This is a genomic window from Bradyrhizobium sp., from assembly GCF_035570375.1.
In the GTDB taxonomy this organism is placed as follows: domain Bacteria; phylum Pseudomonadota; class Alphaproteobacteria; order Rhizobiales; family Xanthobacteraceae; genus Bradyrhizobium.
Genome location: NZ_DATMLW010000241.1, coordinates 1 through 15,425, shown reverse-complemented (window position 1 = coordinate 15,425; position 15,425 = coordinate 1). Strand labels below are relative to the sequence as shown.

The following is a 15,425-nucleotide window of genomic DNA, read 5'->3' as shown; positions in this document are numbered from 1 at the left end:
AGCAATCCAGAATCTCGAGCCAGCTGGATTGGATTGCTTCGCTGTCGCTCGCAATGACGCATACAAGCCACACTTCCGCGATCTCGCGGCGTGATCCGCCCGAGTCTTGCATGATCCTCGCCCAATAGAGGGCGCAGGGAATGCCGGGCGCGTCAGCGCACCCGCAGCCTTGTGTGCGAAATGAAAAGCACACAAGCATAGTCACCACGGTCACGCCGGTTCGCCCGGCATTCCCCGCGCAATGGTTTTAACGGTTTCCTCCGCGCTCTCCCTGGTGAACCGGGCTTGTTTGTCACCATCGCCGGCGCGATTGCCGAGGCAATCGTCGCCGACTTGACGCCAGCGTCGGGGCGTCAGGACCACACGGCTTCGCCGTCCGCCGGGGCTGCGCGCTCGTCAGCCGCGCTGCCTCGCGTCCACCGCATCCCGCACCCAACGTTCGTGACGATCGCGAAACGCCCCTCTTGTGAGGCGGGACGGCGCGATTCAGTAATGGTGATTTGCCCGACGGGCAAAACGGAAAATTTTTTTGAAGAGGACTGGACAGGTAGAAACAGATTGAATTGCTTCGACAAATTCGATTTTACGCGCAAGTGCTTTGGGCTGGATTTCAGGTCGGAAAGAGGCTGATCATCGATGGCGTCGCGTCGGTAGGTAAACAACCGCTGGGCAAAGCAAACGATAGGCGGGAATCGTGGCCGGATTGGCATGAAGCTGCGAGGCTGTTTTCCGCAAGCGTCACGACACCGACCCACTGCTTCATGACGCTGTCGCGGACAGACCCGGTCAGGTCTCGTTGGACGTCAGGATCTCCACAATCGCCTGACCGGTCGCCGTGGTTCCGAGACTGCCGCCGACATCCCTTGTCGACTGCCCTCCCTCGATTGCGGCCGCCACCGCATTTTCAATCGCGCGGGCGGCCGATTCGAACCGCGCCTCGCCCGAGCGCTCACTGTGCCAGGCGAGCAGCAGCGCCATCGACAGGATCAGCGAAAACGGATTGGCGACGTCACGGCCGGCGATATCGGGCGCGGAGCCGTGGGCGGCCTGGGCCATGGCGTGGTCGGTGCCGACATTGAGCGAGCCGCCCAGGCCAAGGCTGCCGGACAACTCCGCGGTCAGGTCGGAGAGAATATCGCCGAACATGTTGGTCGAGACGATGACGTCGAACCGATCCGGCTGACGCACCACATGGGCCATCATGGCATCGACAAGGATGTCATCGACGAGGAGACCTGGAAACGCGCGCGCGGTTTGGCGGCAGATTTCGAGGAACATGCCGTCGCCGATTTTAAGCACGTTGGCCTTGTGAACGACGGTGAGGCGTTTCCTCCGGCGCATGGCAAGCTGGCAAGCGGCTAGCGCAATTCTTTCGCAGCAATGTCGCGTGATCCGGCGAAGCGAAACCACCACATCCGCCGTGACGAGCAGCTCGCTGTTACCCTGCTCCATGTTGCGATCGGCGTAAAAACCCTCGGTATTCTCCCGCACCACGACGAGATCAAATTCACCGACGCGGTTGGGCAATCCCGGGTAGGTTCGCGCCGGCCTCACATTGGCAAACAGATCCAGATTCTTGCGGAAGAATTTTGAGGGATTGATCTCGCCGCTTTGCTCGTCCTTGAAATCGAAGGTCGCGGTGGGGCCCAAAATTAGGCCATCGGCGGCGCGCACGATCTGCAAAAGCCCGCTCTGTACGGTCGAGCCGAACTGCTGCAAGCTTTCATGGCCAACCGGATGCTGCTCGATCTTCACATCGAGCTGGAAGCGCGCGGAGGCAGCACGCAGGACGTTGGTGGTGGCCCCTGCGATCTCTGGCCCGATGCCGTCGCCCGGCAGAACGACGATGCGCATGGTAGAATTCCTCGCCCCGAAGTTGCGCTGGATCATGATGCGATTAAGTGGAATCGCATCATGATCCCATTTCCTTGTTTGAGCATGATCTTTTCGGAAAACCGGTTCCCACTTTGCGCTAACGCGGCCCTCCGGGTCCGGATCATGCTCTAGTGGAGTGGATTTGAGATTCGCTGCCCACCTGGCCGCAAGCTCGTTAAGCGAATGTCAAATCCAAAACTCCACTGGAATCGTATATTTGCTGGTGGTGCTATGATTCTGACATTCGCAAAAGTGTCTGCCGCAATGGGATGCGAATGTCAGAATCGGACCACCAGCACCGTCCTGCCGGCGTGCGACACCAAAAGGGTGGTCGGTCCGCCGCAATAGCGCAAAACAGCCATGCTCCCAAGCCGAATTGTTCCGCAGCGCAAACGCATATTATTGATTTGAACTGGTCCGGCTTCCGGTCCAAATTCCGGAGCGAAGTTCAATCGATGGATTGGATTAACAGGGGATCGCGATGGCAAACCTCACAATTAACGGAAAGTCTTTCGACGTCGATGTCGAGCCGGATACGCCTCTTCTTTGGGCAATTCGGGAAAACGCCGGCCTGACCGGCACGAAATACGGTTGCGGCATTGCACAATGCGGGGCCTGTACGGTCCATGTCGATGGCGTGGCGATGCGTTCCTGCAGCGTGACCGTGAGTGACGCTGCCGGCAAGAAGATCACCACCATCGAGGGCCTGGCGGACAACGGCACCCTGCACAAGGTCCAGCAGGCCTGGATCGCCAACGACGTCCCGCAATGCGGATACTGTCAGAGCGGAATGATCATGGCGGTGGCAGCCCTGCTCAAGGACAAGCCGAAGCCGACCGACGACGACATCAACGAAGCCATCACCAATATCTGCCGCTGCGGCACCTTCCAGCAGGTGCGCGAGGCGATTCACGCCGCCGCGAACGCTTGAGGAGGACATCATGAACCACATGCCCAAACTCGACCGACGCGCCTTCGTCATCGGCAGCGCCGCGCTTGGCTCCGGCCTTGCGCTCGGCCTCGACATTCCCCTTGGCGGACCAACCGTGGTCCGTGCCGCCGACGGCTCGCCCGAAATCAACGCGTGGGTCGTGATCCGGCCTGACGACACCGTCGTCATCCGTATCGCACGATCCGAAATGGGTCAGGGAAGTTTGACTGGTCTTGCCCAATTGGTCGCCGAAGAACTCGAATGCGACTGGTCGAAGGTCACGACCGAATATCCTACCCCCGGACAGAGCGTGGCCCGCAAGCGGGCCTGGGGTGACTTTTCGACCGGCGGCAGCCGCGGCATTCGGGCTTCGGCCGATTATGTACGCAAAGGCGGCGCCACCGCGCGCGCGATGCTGATCCAGGCCGCCGCCGAAGAGTGGAAGGTGCCGGCCTCCGAATGCACCACCGCCAACAGCGTCATCACCCACACGCCGTCAGGGCGGAAAACGACCTACGGCAAGGTCGCGGAAGCTGCCGCGAAGCTCGCCCCGCCGGCCGACGTCAAGGTGAAGGACCCGAAGGACTGGAAGCTTGTCGGCAAGGGCGTCAAGCGCCTCGATACCGCGGACAAGACCACCGGCAAGATGGTCTACGGCATCGACGTCAAGCTGCCGGGAATGCTCAATGCCGCGATCAGGCAGTGCCCGGTTTTCGGCGGCAAGGTGAAGAGCTACGACGAAGCCAAGATCGTCAATATGAAAGGCGTCAAGAAGGTCGTGAAGGTCGCCGACAGCTCGGTTGCCGTTGTCGCCGACACCTGGTGGCACGCCAAGGCCGCGCTCGACGCCCTGCCGATCGTCTGGGACGAAGGCGACAACGGAAAGGTCTCAAGTGCCTCGATCGCGAAGTGGCTCGAGGAAGGCTTTGACCCGTCGCAGCCGACCTATGTCGGCAACGAAAACGGCGACGCCAAGGCCGCGATCGCCGGCGCGGCGAAGAAGGTCGAGGCCTTCTATGATTATCCCTACCAGAACCACGCCACAATGGAGCCGATGAACGCCACCGCGCTCTACACCGCGGACAGATGCGAGGTGTGGTGCGGCACGCAGAACGGCGAGGCCGCTTTCGCCGCGACGCTCGAAGCATCCGGTCTTCCGGCCGACAAATGCGACGTTCACAAGCTGATACTCGGCGGCGGATTTGGCCGCCGCGGCCAGACCGACTATGTCCGACAGGCGGTCTTGATCGCCAAGGAAATGCCGGGCACGCCGATCAAGCTGTTGTGGACGCGCGAAGAGGACATGCAGCACGGCTACTATCACCCGGTCACGCGATGCAAGATGACCGGGGCCTTCGATGCCAACAACAACCTGACCGCGCTGCACATGCGCATTTCCGGGCAGTCGATCCTCTTCACCTTGCGCCCGGAGGCGCTCGTCAGCGGCAAGGATCCCGTCACCTTCCAGGGCCTCAATGCGACCGGAGAGACGGCGATCGGATATTCGGTTCCCAACCTGCTGATCGAGCATTCGATGCGCAATCCCCACGTCCCGCCGGGCTTCTGGCGTGGCGTCAACGTCAACCACAACGCGATCTATCTTGAATGCTTCATGGATGAGCTTGCGCAATCGGTTGGCCAGGACCCACTCGAATTCCGGCGCAAACTGATGGCCAGCCACCCGAAGCACCTCGCGGTGCTTAACGCCGTGGCCGAGCGCATCGGCTGGGGAACGCCGGCGCCGCAAGGGGTCTATCGGGGCCTCGCGCAGTTCATGGGCTTCAACAGCTATGTCGCCGGAGCCGCGGAAATCTCCGTCATGGACAACGGCAGCAAGATCAAGATCCATCGCATCGTCGGGGCCACCGACCCGGGCTATGCGGTCAATCCGGCGCAGATCGACCGCCAGGTTGCCGGTTCGTTCGTCTATGGCCTCTCCGGCCTGTTCTACGGCGGGTGCACGGTCAAGGACGGCCGCATCGAGCAAGCCAACTTCGACACCTACAATTCGATGCGGATAGCCGAGATGCCGAAGGTGGAATCGATCATCATGCCGAGCGGTGGGTTCTGGGGCGGCGTCGGCGAGCCGACAATCTGCATCGCAGCGCCTGCCGTGTTGAACGCGTATTTCGCAGCTACAGGAAAGCGAATTCGTTCGTTCCCGCTGAAGGATCAGAACATCGCCATCGCGTGAAGCTTCAAGCGGCGGCCCTGGTGTCAACGCCCCGGTGGCCGCCGCACCATCTTCGGAAAAGGTGTTCATGGACGCGCTGCGCCTGATGACGACGCGGAGAAACGTCGTTCGTGGCATCGCGGCGACGGCAGCATCGTTCGCCTTTCCTTCGCCGTCCCGGGCACAATCCGTCGCGCGCATCGTCGTGATTGGCGGCGGCTTCGGCGGCGCGGCTTGCGCGCGCGCGTTGCGAAAGATCAACCCCAAACTGCAGGTGACGCTGGTCGAGCCGAACCGGACATTTACAGCCTGTCCGTTCAGCAACGAGGTCATTGCGGGCTTGCGCAGCATCGAAGCGCAGCAATTCGGCTACGAAAGAATTGCAGCCGATGGCTTGAACGTCATCGCGCTGGCCGCAACCAAGATCGATCCGCAAGGGCGAACGGTCGGCCTCACCGACGGCACCTCGCTCGCTTATGACCGTCTGGTGCTGGCGCCGGGAATCGACCTGAATTTCGATGCGCTGCCCGGATATGACGAAACGACAGCGGCCAAAATGCCCCACGCCTGGAAGGCGGGAGAGCAGACCATGCTGTTGCGGGCGCAGCTCGAGGCCATGGAGGATGGCGGCGTGGTCGCACTCGCCGTGCCGGCGGCGCCTTATCGATGTCCGCCCGCGCCGTATGAACGCGCCAGCCTGATCGCGCACTATCTGAAACAGAAGAAGCCGCGCTCGAAGGTGCTTATCCTCGACGCCAAGGACGCTTTTTCGCAGCAACGATTATTCGAGAATGCCTGGAAGGAACTCTATGGCGGCATGATCGAGCGGATATCGCTGTCGCAGGGCGGCCGCGTCGTTTCGGTTGAGCCCGCAACCAACACGCTGGTCACCGATTTCGGCAACTACGATGCGCAGGTCGCCAACGTGATTCCGCCGCAAAGGGCGGGCCGCATCGCAAGCCTTGCGGGTGCTGCCGACCATACTGGCTGGTGCCCGATCGACCCCGTCACCTTTGTCTCCAGGCTCGTGCCCGATATTCACGTCATCGGCGATGCCGCCATCGGCGGCGGCATCCCGAAGTCCGCATCCGCCGCAAATGCCGAGGCCAAGGCATGCGCCAGTGCAATAGCAAGCCTGATCGCCGGCAAGGCCCCGGCGGTGCCAAAGCTGGACGGCACCTGCTACAACACGGTCACACCCGGCTATGCGTTTTCCCTTTCGGGCATCTATCAACCTCGGGACGACATCTTTGCCGAGGTCGAAGGCTCAGGTTTCACCAGCCCGGTCGATGCATCACGCGAGGTGCGCAGGCGCGAAGCTGATCAGGCCGAATCCTGGTTCAAGGCAATTACGGTGGAAACTTTTGGCTAACCCAGCGATTTGTATTGCCGGCAGTTGGTTCGCGGCCGTGATGCTGGCGCTGCCATCCGTGGCCAGTGAACAGGAATTGCGGCCCTATGTCATCCGCGGCGATTCCATTCCGGAATCGCTTACGGGTGTTGGCGGTGATCCCGCACGCGGACGCGCGCTGGTGCTTGAGCGCACCAGCACATGTATTCTTTGTCACAGCGGCCCGTTTCCGGAGGAAAAATTTCAAGGCGACCTCGCACCTAACCTTGCAGGCTCGGGCACGCGCTGGTCCGTGAGCCAGCTCCGGCTCCGGCTGGTCGATGCGTCCCGTCTCAATCCCGCAACGATCATGCCGTCCTACTACCGCGTGGACGGACTTGAGCGCGTTGCTCCGGCGTGGCGCGGAAAACCGATCCTTGACGCCGAACAGATCGAGGACATTGTGGCGTATCTGGCAACGCTGCGCGAATAGGAAGATGAAGATGCGCAAGTCAGAAGGTTCCACGCGCCGCCAATTCCTGGGCATCGCCGGCACCGCCGCGGCGATCGGAACGGTCCCCGTCGTCAGTCTCCGACCGGTTGCAGCAACACCCGAGACCATGACCGCGGCGATCAGGAATGTCATAGGCAGTGCGGCGGTGCGGATCGGCAAGGTCAAGCTCGACGTCCCGCCATTGGTCGAAAACGGCAATACCGTGCCGATGACCATCACGGTATCGAGCCCGAATACGGCGGAAGACCACGTCAAGAGCATCCACGTTTTCAACGAGAAGAACCCGCAACCCAATATCGGCAACTTCTATCTAGGGCCGCAGGCCGGCCGTGGCCAGATTTCGACGCGCATCCGCCTTGCCGACAGTCAAAAGATCACCGCGATCGCGCGCATGTCCGACGATTCGCTGTGGTCCGCCACGGCCGACGTCGTGGTGACGCTCGCCGCCTGCACCGAAGAGGTGATCTGATGGCTTCCGCACTGATCAACGTCCCCAAAAAGGCCAAACGCGGCGACGTCATCGAGATCAAGACGCTGATGTCGCACATTATGGAGACCGGCTACCGCCACACCGCCGCCGGCCAGGTCGTGCCGCGCGACATCATCACGAGCTTCACCTGCCGCTATAATGGCGAGGAGATTTTCCGCGCCGATCTGTTTCCGGCGATTGCCGCCAACCCGTTCATCACTTTCTTCACCATTGCGACAGAAAGCGGAAAATTCGATTTCGAGTGGATCGGCGACAACGGTTTTTCCGAGAAGGCTTCGGCCACCATTTCGGTCGAATGAAATTATTCGGCACGATATTTCTTGCAGCAGTGCTGATGGCAGCGGGTTTCGCTGCCGCGGCCGAAATCCCGCGCAACGAACGCCGCTCGGGTTACACCTTCATGGCACCCGACACGCAAACCATCCAGGATGACGACACCGCCAATCCCGGGATGCTCTGGGTGCTCGACGGAGAATCCTTATGGAAAAGGAAGGCGGGCGCTGCTGGCAAATCCTGCTCCGATTGCCACAGCGACGCCAACACCAGCATGAAGGGCGTGGCCGCGCGTTACCCCGCCTTCGACAAGACACTTGGGCGCCCGATCAATCTCGAACAGCGAATAAATCTGTGCCGCGCGCGGCACCAGGAGGCCTCGCCCATCGCCTATGAAAGCCGCGACCTGCTCGCGCTGACGGCCTTTGTCGCGCAACAGTCCCGCGGCATGGCCATCACGCCGGACACCACGGCCGAACTGCAGCCGTTCGTGGCGAAGGGGCGCGACTTCTTCATGAAGCGACAGGGACAGCTTAATCTCGGCTGCACCAATTGCCACGACGACAACTGGGACAAGCATCTCGCCGGATCGGCCGTGACCCAGGCGCTGCCGACCGGCTATCCGATCTACCGGCTGGAATGGCAATCGATGGGATCGCTGCAGCGCCGCCTGCGCAACTGCATCACGGGAATCCGGGCCCAGAACTATGACTACGGTTCTCCGGAGCTCGTCGAACTCGAGCTTTATCTGATGTCGCGCGCAGCGGGAATGCCGATCGAAACCCCGGGCGTTCGGCCATAAGCTACGCCGGCACCGCGAGCGACAGCAGCCCGGAGACATCTGAACGTTCCTCGATTCCCCAGATCGCATCGATCAGTGGCGCGACATCGTAGCGCGAATTCCACGCGGCGGCTGCAGCGCGCAGCTTGTCTTCGAGTTCGCGGTCGGAAAGCGGATTGACATCGCTGCCGCGCGCGGCCGTCTGCGTCAGCTTATGAGTTCTGCCGTCGGCGGTCGTGATCTCGACCGCCGCCGCAATCGTGGAAAAATTCTCGTCGCGCAGGACTTCGACCTTGCTCCGCAGCTTCAAAACCTCCGGCTCACGCACGCAGGAATCCGTAAACTGCTCGAGCCCGGCCTTTCCGCAGACCAAAGCGGCTGCGACCGCGTGCTGTACGCTCACCTGCGACTCGCGGCCCGTGGAAATCTTCGGCCGGTCTGCTCGCAGGCTCAGCAGCGGATTGCCGCGAACCACGACATGGGTGACCCCGGCTTTTGGATTTTCCCGCCGCCAGTCGAGCACACAATCGAGCACGGGATGGATCACGAAACCGCACGGATAGGGTTTGTAGGACGTCGCCATGATTTCCCAGCTTTCGCCCCAGCCGTCGGCAAGGCGTGACAGGTCAGGTTTTTCCGCAAGCGCATGATAGAAGCCCTGAACGCCCGCGAGCGGCTCTGCCGGTCCGTCAAATCCTTTTTCGGCCAGCAACGTCGACAAAAGCCCGTTCCGCGCAGCGTTGCCGACGCTCACGCTTTTTGCCGGTGTGCCCAGGCACTCGCAAAGTCCCGCCGATTGCGTGGTCGCGATGCCAAGCGCCCACACCATCTGGCGCTCGCTCAGCAAGGCAAGCTTGCCGCAGCCGACGGCGGCGCCAAACACGCCGCAGGTGGACGTGATGTGCCAGCCCCGGTTGTAATGGCTGGGCGAAATCGCAAGCCCGATCCTGGCCTGCACTTCATTGCCGAGGATCAGGGCAAGCAGCAGGTCGGCCCCGCTTACCGGCCGCAATTCGGCAAAGGCCAGCAGCGCGGCGGCGACCGGTGCAGTCGGATGGATCACGGTGGCCAGGTGGGTATCGCAGAAGTCGTCCACATTGGCGCAAGCCGCGTTGATGAAAGCTGCGCTTGCCGCATCGAGCCGCTCACGGCGTCCAATCACGCTGGCCTGCCGGCTGCCGGAAAATTGACCGAGCAAGCCGAGCGCGATCTCGATCGGGGAGCTGCGACAACCGGCGAGCGTGACCGCGAAGAAGTTGATCAGAGAACGCTTGGCCTGATGCCGCGCCTGCGGGGGGACATCATGCCATTGCGTTGCAACAATGTTTTGAGCAAGGCTTTCCGTGACTCCTTTGTCCAGCATTGTCATCCCTTACTTGAGACAGATGTGAAGCATCGCAAGCTGGCGAAAAAGCGCAAGCTCGTGGATTGGATTTCACATTCGCTACACTAGCGCCCGGTGGACCTTGCATGAAATTTTGCCTTATGGTGGCGCAAAACAATCAAGGTGGAACGCCCGATACCATGCGAACTCATTCGAACCGCCTTGCGCCCGCCCTTGCCCTTCTCGCTTTTGCTTTAGCCGTCCCGGTTGCCGGCGATATCGTTCGTGCTGCCGATTATCCGTCGCGCTCGATCCATCTGATCGTTCCCTATGCCGCCGGAGGTGCGGCCGATTCGATCGCCCGCGTCATCGCCAAACGGGCGAGCAAAGCCTTGGGCCAAACCATCGTGGTCGAAAATCGCGGCGGCGGCGGATCGATCATCGGCACCGAATTCGTCAACAAGGCCGAACCGGACGGCTACACGCTTCTGCTCGGACAATCCGGGCCGATCTCCATCAATCCCGCCGTCTACAAATCCCTGCCCTACGATCCGGTGAAGGATTTCGCGCCGATCTCGCTCACCACCACCTACCCTTACCTCATGGTCGTCAGCCCCGCGCTCGGCGTGAAGACTGTGAGGGAATTCGTGGCGCTCGCCAAAAGCAAGCCCGGCGCCCTGAACTACGGCACGACCGGCGTCGGCGCCGCCAACCACCTCGTCACAGAACTGTTCGACTTTCGCTCCGGCATCAAGATGACCCATATCCCCTATCGAGGGACGGCGCTTGCCGTCGCCGATCTGCTCGCGGGCCAGGTGCAGGTGGTGTTTTCCGATCCGATCTCGGCGCTGCCGCACGTGAATTCAGGAGCGCTAATCGCGCTTGCCGTCACCAGCAAGGAGCGATCTCCGGTGGCGCCTCTCGTGCCGACGATGTCAGAAAGCGGTTATGGCGGATTCGATGCCGTCGGCTGGCACGGCATTCTGGCGCCAGGGCGTACGCCACCCGAGATCGTGGCGAGGCTCAATGCGGAAATCGTCGAAGCCTTGAAGGATCCGGAAACCAAAGTCTTGCTCGAAAGCCAGGCCATGCAGATCGTCGGCTCTTCTCCGGAGGCTTTCGCCGACTTCATCAAGCAGGATATCGCGATCTGGAAGGAAGTGGCGGACCAGGCCAGGATCGAGGTGAGGTAACTCGCCCACGTCAGGCGTCATTGCGAGGAGCGGACGCGACGTTACGCCGTCATTCCGGGATGGTGCGTTAGCACCAGACCTCAGATGCGCAATTGCGCATCGGGGAATCTCGAGATTCTCTAATGTGCAAGCGCACATCATAGTTCGCGCTTTGCGCGCCCCGGAATGACGTGGATAGATTGCTTCGCAGAGCCCGTCATCGGGCCGCGCTTCGCGCGGACCCGTTGGCTCGCCATGACGGTCCTCGGCTATCTCTCGCCACTTGCCCTCCCTATTCCGCCGGCGCTGCGATCGGTATGTCATGTCGCGGAACGTAGGATTCCGCGCTGGAGCCGTACTTGCCGACCGCGAAGAAGCCGGCCGCCACCACAGCATAGGCCAGCGCGACGCCGGGCGTCACGCCCAGGCCACCGCCGACGCCCACCGCCTCGCCATGCATGAAGCCGAAATAGGTCAGCACCGCGCCGGCCAGCGAGAAGGCCGAAGCCTTCACGAAGTCGCGCTCGATGATGAATACGCCGATCGCGCCGAGTATCAGTCCGGCGATGATGGAGCCGCCACCCATCACTTCCAGCCCGTGATAGAGCACGCCCTGTTGCGGCAATGAGGCAACCGCGGCCGCCTTCACCGCGCCCGCCTTGTCGGGGGCGAGGCCGCCGACCGCCTGTGCCGCGCTGACGGTCGCCACCATCATGGTGTCGACCTGCAACTTGGCCCATGCGGCCAGATGCGGCGTCAGAGCCACCACGATCGCAGGCGCGTGCTTGATCGGCGTGGTCTGGAACGCCTGGGCACCGATCAGCATGCCGATATAGAGCAGGATCGGCGAGATCGCGACCACCGGCACGAGCGCCAGCATCACCGAGATGATCCCGAACCATGACAAAAAGACCACCATGATCCCGGTCGCGGCCGAATAGCCGATCCGGCCGCCCATTGCTTTCCAGCCGGGGTGGCCGATATAGACCGCGTTGATGAACGGGTTGCCCATCAGGCAGCCGATCAGGCTGACCACGCCATCGGCCGTCAGGACGCGCGTGGTGGGATATTCATCGCCGGCGGCTTCCGCGCTTTCGACATTGTCCATCGCCTCGACGAGATCGTAGATGCCGAAGGGGATCGCGGTGACGAGAATGATGCCGAGGAATTCGAATCCCGAAAAGACGTGCCCGATCGCGGGCAACGGCACCGAGAAGCCGAAATTCGCGAATGCGTCACCGAGGCCTTTGACGCTCAATCCGCCGATGCCCAGGCCGAACAGGTTGGATCCCCAGGCAATCAGCATGCCGGCTGCGATCGCGACAAGACCGGCCGGGATTCCCTTCAGATACTTCACGCCGCCGAACCAGCTGACCAGGATGATGGCGAAGCAGATCAATCCGATCTGCGGCGTCATGTACATTTCCAGTGCCGGCCGCATGGCGATGAAAGTCACCGACACGCCGGCAAGCGTGCCGAGCAGCGCCGCGCGCGGCGTTATCTTTCGCACATAAGGCGCAATGAAGCCGCCGATCATCAGGATGAAGCTCTGGAAGAACACCCAGACGAGGCCCGCCGACCACCCTTTGATCGGATCGCCAGTCTTGAGCGTAATCGGCAGCATGATCACGAAGGTGACGATGAACATGTGCGGCACGCTGACGCCGGAAGGAAGCGCGCAGACGTCGGTGCGGCCGGTTTTCTGCGCAAGCCGATACGCAAGCCAGGCGTAGTAGAACGTCGAAAGACACATCATCAAGCCGAGCGCCGGCAGGATGCGCCCGAACACCAGGGAGTCGGGCATCTTCAGCACGAAGCGCAGCAATCCCGTGAGCACCAGCATGTTGACCAGAATGTTGGTGCCGAATCCGAAAAAGGCGTTCCAGTCGCCGGAAGTCCATAACGCTGGTTTGAATCCTGACCTGCCGGCAGAAATGCTCGTGCTCATCGTGATGCTCCCGCTGCCAATTTGCTTGAAGTAATCGCTTTCATTGCCTTGAGAATCGAGCCGGAGTCGCTGACCCAGCCGAAGATGCCGCCCTGGGCCTTGATCATCTTCAACCCCATCTCGTGGAATTCGGGAAAGTAAGACGCGCAGCCGTCCGAGAGCACGACGCAGCGATAGCCGCGGTCATTGGCCTCGCGCACCGTGGTGTTGACGCACACTTCCGTCGTCACGCCGCAGACGAGCAAATTCTCGACGCCGTATTTCTGCAAGACCTCGCCGAGTTCGGTCGCGTAAAAGGCGCCCTTTCCCGGTTTGTCGATCACGATCTCGGTGTCGAGCGGATACAACTCGGGAATGATGTCGTGACCGGCCTCGCCGCGGATCAGGATGCGTCCCATCGGCCCCGGGTCGCCGATCCGAAGGCTCGGCGCTCCGCGCTCGACCTTGGCCGGCGGCGCGTCGGACAAGTCGGGCAAATGGCCTTCGCGGGTGTGGATGACGAGCATGCCGAGATCGCGCGCGGCGCTCAGCACGGCTGCAATCGGTTTCACGGCCGTTGCAAGCCGCGAGACGTCGTTGCCGAGCGTCTCGCCGAAACCGCCCGGCTCCATGAAGTCACGCTGCATATCGATGATGACAAGGGCCGTGACCGACCAATCGAGTTCGATCGGCTCTGGTTCTGCCGCGACGATAGCTTTGGGCAGCTGTTTCGAGTTCGCCATGATCTGCGCGCCCCTAGTGGTCCGCTTCTAACATTCGCATCCCTTCGCGGCGGCTCCTTTTGCGAGTGTTAGAAGCGTAGGACCACTGGCAAATATAAGATTCTAGTGGAGTTTGGGATTTGACATTCGCGTTTCGGACTCGCCGCCAGGTGGGCAGCGAATGTCAAATCCAATCCACTAGGTCGAGAGAACTCTTTTGAAGGTACTAAGCAAAGCCCGTGCCATTGTGTACAATTCGTCCCGCCGTCGCTGCGTTTCGGAATCCTCCCTGTTTTCAGTTATTTGTGTTTCCGGCCAACCGCGCCTCGTTCGCCCTGCCCCTCCCTTGCGACGGGCAATTGCTTATTCGTTGAGCGTCAGGCCGCTTGCACCGCAGCGTCGGTCGCCTGCGCAAACGGCTCGCCATCGGCGGGCAGGCCTTGCCACGCGGATGCGGAGGTTGCGGTCACCCAGCCAGTTCGCCACGATTGACCGCCTGCCCATCGCCTGAAAGGATTGCAAGGGATTACAACCTGTCTTTGCAGCGAACTCGCAACCGACTTCGGTTGTTCCAGCGCGGAATTTGCATCTTGTTTGCCGCTTGCTTTTCAGGACCTTTTGGATCGACGGGGAGCGTTCGATGGCCACGATTACTACCGCAGCACCGGTTGCGCGAAAGCCGATCTACTCCTCGCTGTTTGTTCAGGTGCTGGCCGCCCTTGTGCTCGGAATCGTACTCGGAATGGCCGTTCCCGATTTTGCCATCGGCTTGAAGATTTTGAGCGACGCGTTCCTGAAGCTGATTTCCATGATCGTCGCGCCGATCGTGTTCTGTGTTGTCGTGCACGGAATTGCGGGCGCCGGCGATCTGAAGAAAGTCGGTCGGGTCGGCGTCAAAGCGCTGATCTATTTCGAGGTGATGACCACGATCGCGTTGGTGATCGGACTGCTCCTGGCCTACGCGTTCGGCCCCGGTCACGGCATGAATATCGATGCCTCGAGCCTGGACGCCAAGGCGCTCGGGAACTTCGCCGACCGAGCCAAAAATCTCAAAGGTGAAGGCATCGGCAGTTTTCTCCTCAACATCATCCCGACCACCTCCTTCGATGCGCTCTCGCGCAACGACGTGCTCCAGGTGCTGTTCTTTGCTGTCCTCTTCGGCGTCAGCCTGGCGCTGGTCGGTGGCGAAAAGGGCGAGAAAATCTCTTCCCTGATCGACGCGGTGTCGACCGTGCTGTTTCGGGCAATGGGACTGATCGTGCGGGTCGCACCGATCGGGGTGCTCGGCGCGGTCGCCTATACGGTCGGAAAATACGGCGTCGGTTCGTTGAAACAGCTCGTCTCTCTCGTCATCCTTTTTTACGCGTCGGTCACGATCTTCGTGCTCGCCGTGCTCGGCGGCGTGATGGCGCTTGCAGGCTTGAACATCCTCAAATTCCTCGCTTACCTGCGCGAGGAACTGACCATCGTTCTGGCGACCGCCTCGTCGGACGCGGTGTTGCCGCAGGTCATGCGCAAGCTGGAGCGGCTGGGCGTCAAGGATTCGGTGGTCGGGCTTGTGATCCCCACCGGGTATTCGTTCAACCTCGATGCGTTCTCGATTTATCTCACGCTTGCGGTCGTCTTCATCGCCCAGGCGACCAACACGCCGCTGTCGTTCGGCGATCTCCTGCTGGTGCTGGGGGTCTCCCTGATCACGTCGAAGGGCGCCCACGGCGTTCCGGGCTCTGCGATCGTGATTCTTGCGGCGACGCTGAACGCGGTGCCGACCATTCCGGCGATCGGGCTGGTGCTGGTGCTCTCGGTGGACTGGTTCATCGGCATGGCGCGCGCGCTCGGCAACCTGATCGGCAACTGCGTCGCCACCGTCGTCGTCGCGGCATGGGAGGGCGATCTCGACCGCGCCAAGGCCG

General features: G+C 61.5%; 14 protein-coding genes. 10 read left to right on the top strand and 4 right to left on the bottom strand.

Features of this window, described 5'->3' with window-relative positions:
• Positions 1–285 precede the first annotated feature (285 nt).
• Positions 286–630, top strand: coding sequence for a hypothetical protein (locus VNX23_RS26520; RefSeq protein ID WP_325634533.1), 345 nt, complete (start codon positions 286–288; stop codon positions 628–630).
• Between the two features lie 156 nt (positions 631–786).
• On the opposite strand, the gene VNX23_RS26515 is transcribed toward VNX23_RS26520, so the two are convergent.
• A complete protein-coding gene (locus VNX23_RS26515; RefSeq protein ID WP_325634532.1) occupies positions 787–1,854 on the bottom strand; it encodes an isocitrate/isopropylmalate dehydrogenase family protein in 1,068 nt (355 codons plus the stop codon).
• Positions 1,855–2,356: 502 nt separating this feature from the next.
• Between VNX23_RS26515 and VNX23_RS26510 the strand changes: the two genes are divergently transcribed.
• From VNX23_RS26510 to soxA, 7 genes are all read left to right on the top strand, one after another.
• Complete coding sequence (locus VNX23_RS26510; RefSeq protein WP_325634531.1) at positions 2,357–2,806, top strand: (2Fe-2S)-binding protein; 450 nt, start codon at positions 2,357–2,359, stop codon at positions 2,804–2,806.
• 10 nt (positions 2,807–2,816) lie between these two features.
• Positions 2,817–5,000 (top strand): xanthine dehydrogenase family protein molybdopterin-binding subunit, encoded by a 2,184-nt coding sequence (locus VNX23_RS26505; protein ID WP_325634530.1) that lies wholly within the window; start codon positions 2,817–2,819, stop codon positions 4,998–5,000.
• Between the two features lie 67 nt (positions 5,001–5,067).
• Positions 5,068–6,351, top strand: a complete 1,284-nt coding sequence (locus VNX23_RS26500) for an NAD(P)/FAD-dependent oxidoreductase (protein ID WP_325634529.1) — start codon at positions 5,068–5,070, stop codon at positions 6,349–6,351.
• A 40-nt stretch (positions 6,352–6,391) separates the two neighbouring features.
• Positions 6,392–6,802, top strand: a complete 411-nt coding sequence (gene soxX / locus VNX23_RS26495) for a sulfur oxidation c-type cytochrome SoxX (RefSeq protein WP_325634528.1) — start codon at positions 6,392–6,394, stop codon at positions 6,800–6,802.
• Positions 6,803–6,812: 10 nt separating this feature from the next.
• Positions 6,813–7,292 carry a SoxY-related AACIE arm protein gene (locus VNX23_RS26490; protein WP_325634527.1) on the top strand — a complete coding sequence of 160 codons (480 nt, stop codon included), beginning with the start codon at positions 6,813–6,815 and terminating at the stop codon, positions 7,290–7,292.
• The gene (soxZ, locus tag VNX23_RS26485) at positions 7,292–7,612 is read left to right on the top strand and encodes a thiosulfate oxidation carrier complex protein SoxZ (protein WP_325634526.1); all 321 of its coding nucleotides are present in this window, start codon (positions 7,292–7,294) and stop codon (positions 7,610–7,612) included. Before VNX23_RS26490 ends, soxZ begins: the two co-directional genes overlap by 1 nt.
• Positions 7,609–8,388: a sulfur oxidation c-type cytochrome SoxA gene (soxA, locus tag VNX23_RS26480; protein ID WP_325634525.1), complete on the top strand. Its 780-nt coding sequence runs from the start codon at positions 7,609–7,611 to the stop codon at positions 8,386–8,388. Before soxZ ends, soxA begins: the two co-directional genes overlap by 4 nt.
• Before the next feature lies 1 nt (position 8,389).
• Here the strand turns inward: soxA and VNX23_RS26475 are convergent, their stop codons facing one another.
• Complete coding sequence (locus tag VNX23_RS26475) at positions 8,390–9,730, bottom strand: MmgE/PrpD family protein (RefSeq protein WP_325634524.1); 1,341 nt, start codon at positions 9,728–9,730, stop codon at positions 8,390–8,392.
• A gap of 161 nt (positions 9,731–9,891) precedes the next feature.
• Between VNX23_RS26475 and VNX23_RS26470 the strand changes: the two genes are divergently transcribed.
• The gene (locus tag VNX23_RS26470) at positions 9,892–10,884 is read left to right on the top strand and encodes a tripartite tricarboxylate transporter substrate binding protein (protein ID WP_325634523.1); all 993 of its coding nucleotides are present in this window, start codon (positions 9,892–9,894) and stop codon (positions 10,882–10,884) included.
• Positions 10,885–11,155: 271 nt separating this feature from the next.
• Here the strand turns inward: VNX23_RS26470 and VNX23_RS26465 are convergent, their stop codons facing one another.
• The gene (locus VNX23_RS26465) at positions 11,156–12,811 is read right to left on the bottom strand and encodes a regulator (RefSeq protein WP_325634522.1); all 1,656 of its coding nucleotides are present in this window, start codon (positions 12,809–12,811) and stop codon (positions 11,156–11,158) included.
• Positions 12,808–13,533 carry an isochorismatase family cysteine hydrolase gene (locus tag VNX23_RS26460; RefSeq protein ID WP_325634521.1) on the bottom strand — a complete coding sequence of 242 codons (726 nt, stop codon included), beginning with the start codon at positions 13,531–13,533 and terminating at the stop codon, positions 12,808–12,810. Before VNX23_RS26460 ends, VNX23_RS26465 begins: the two co-directional genes overlap by 4 nt.
• A 619-nt stretch (positions 13,534–14,152) precedes the next feature.
• Here VNX23_RS26460 and VNX23_RS26455 point away from each other — a divergent pair.
• Positions 14,153–15,425: dicarboxylate/amino acid:cation symporter (locus VNX23_RS26455; protein WP_325634520.1), on the top strand; the 1,273-nt coding region annotated here is incomplete at its 3' end.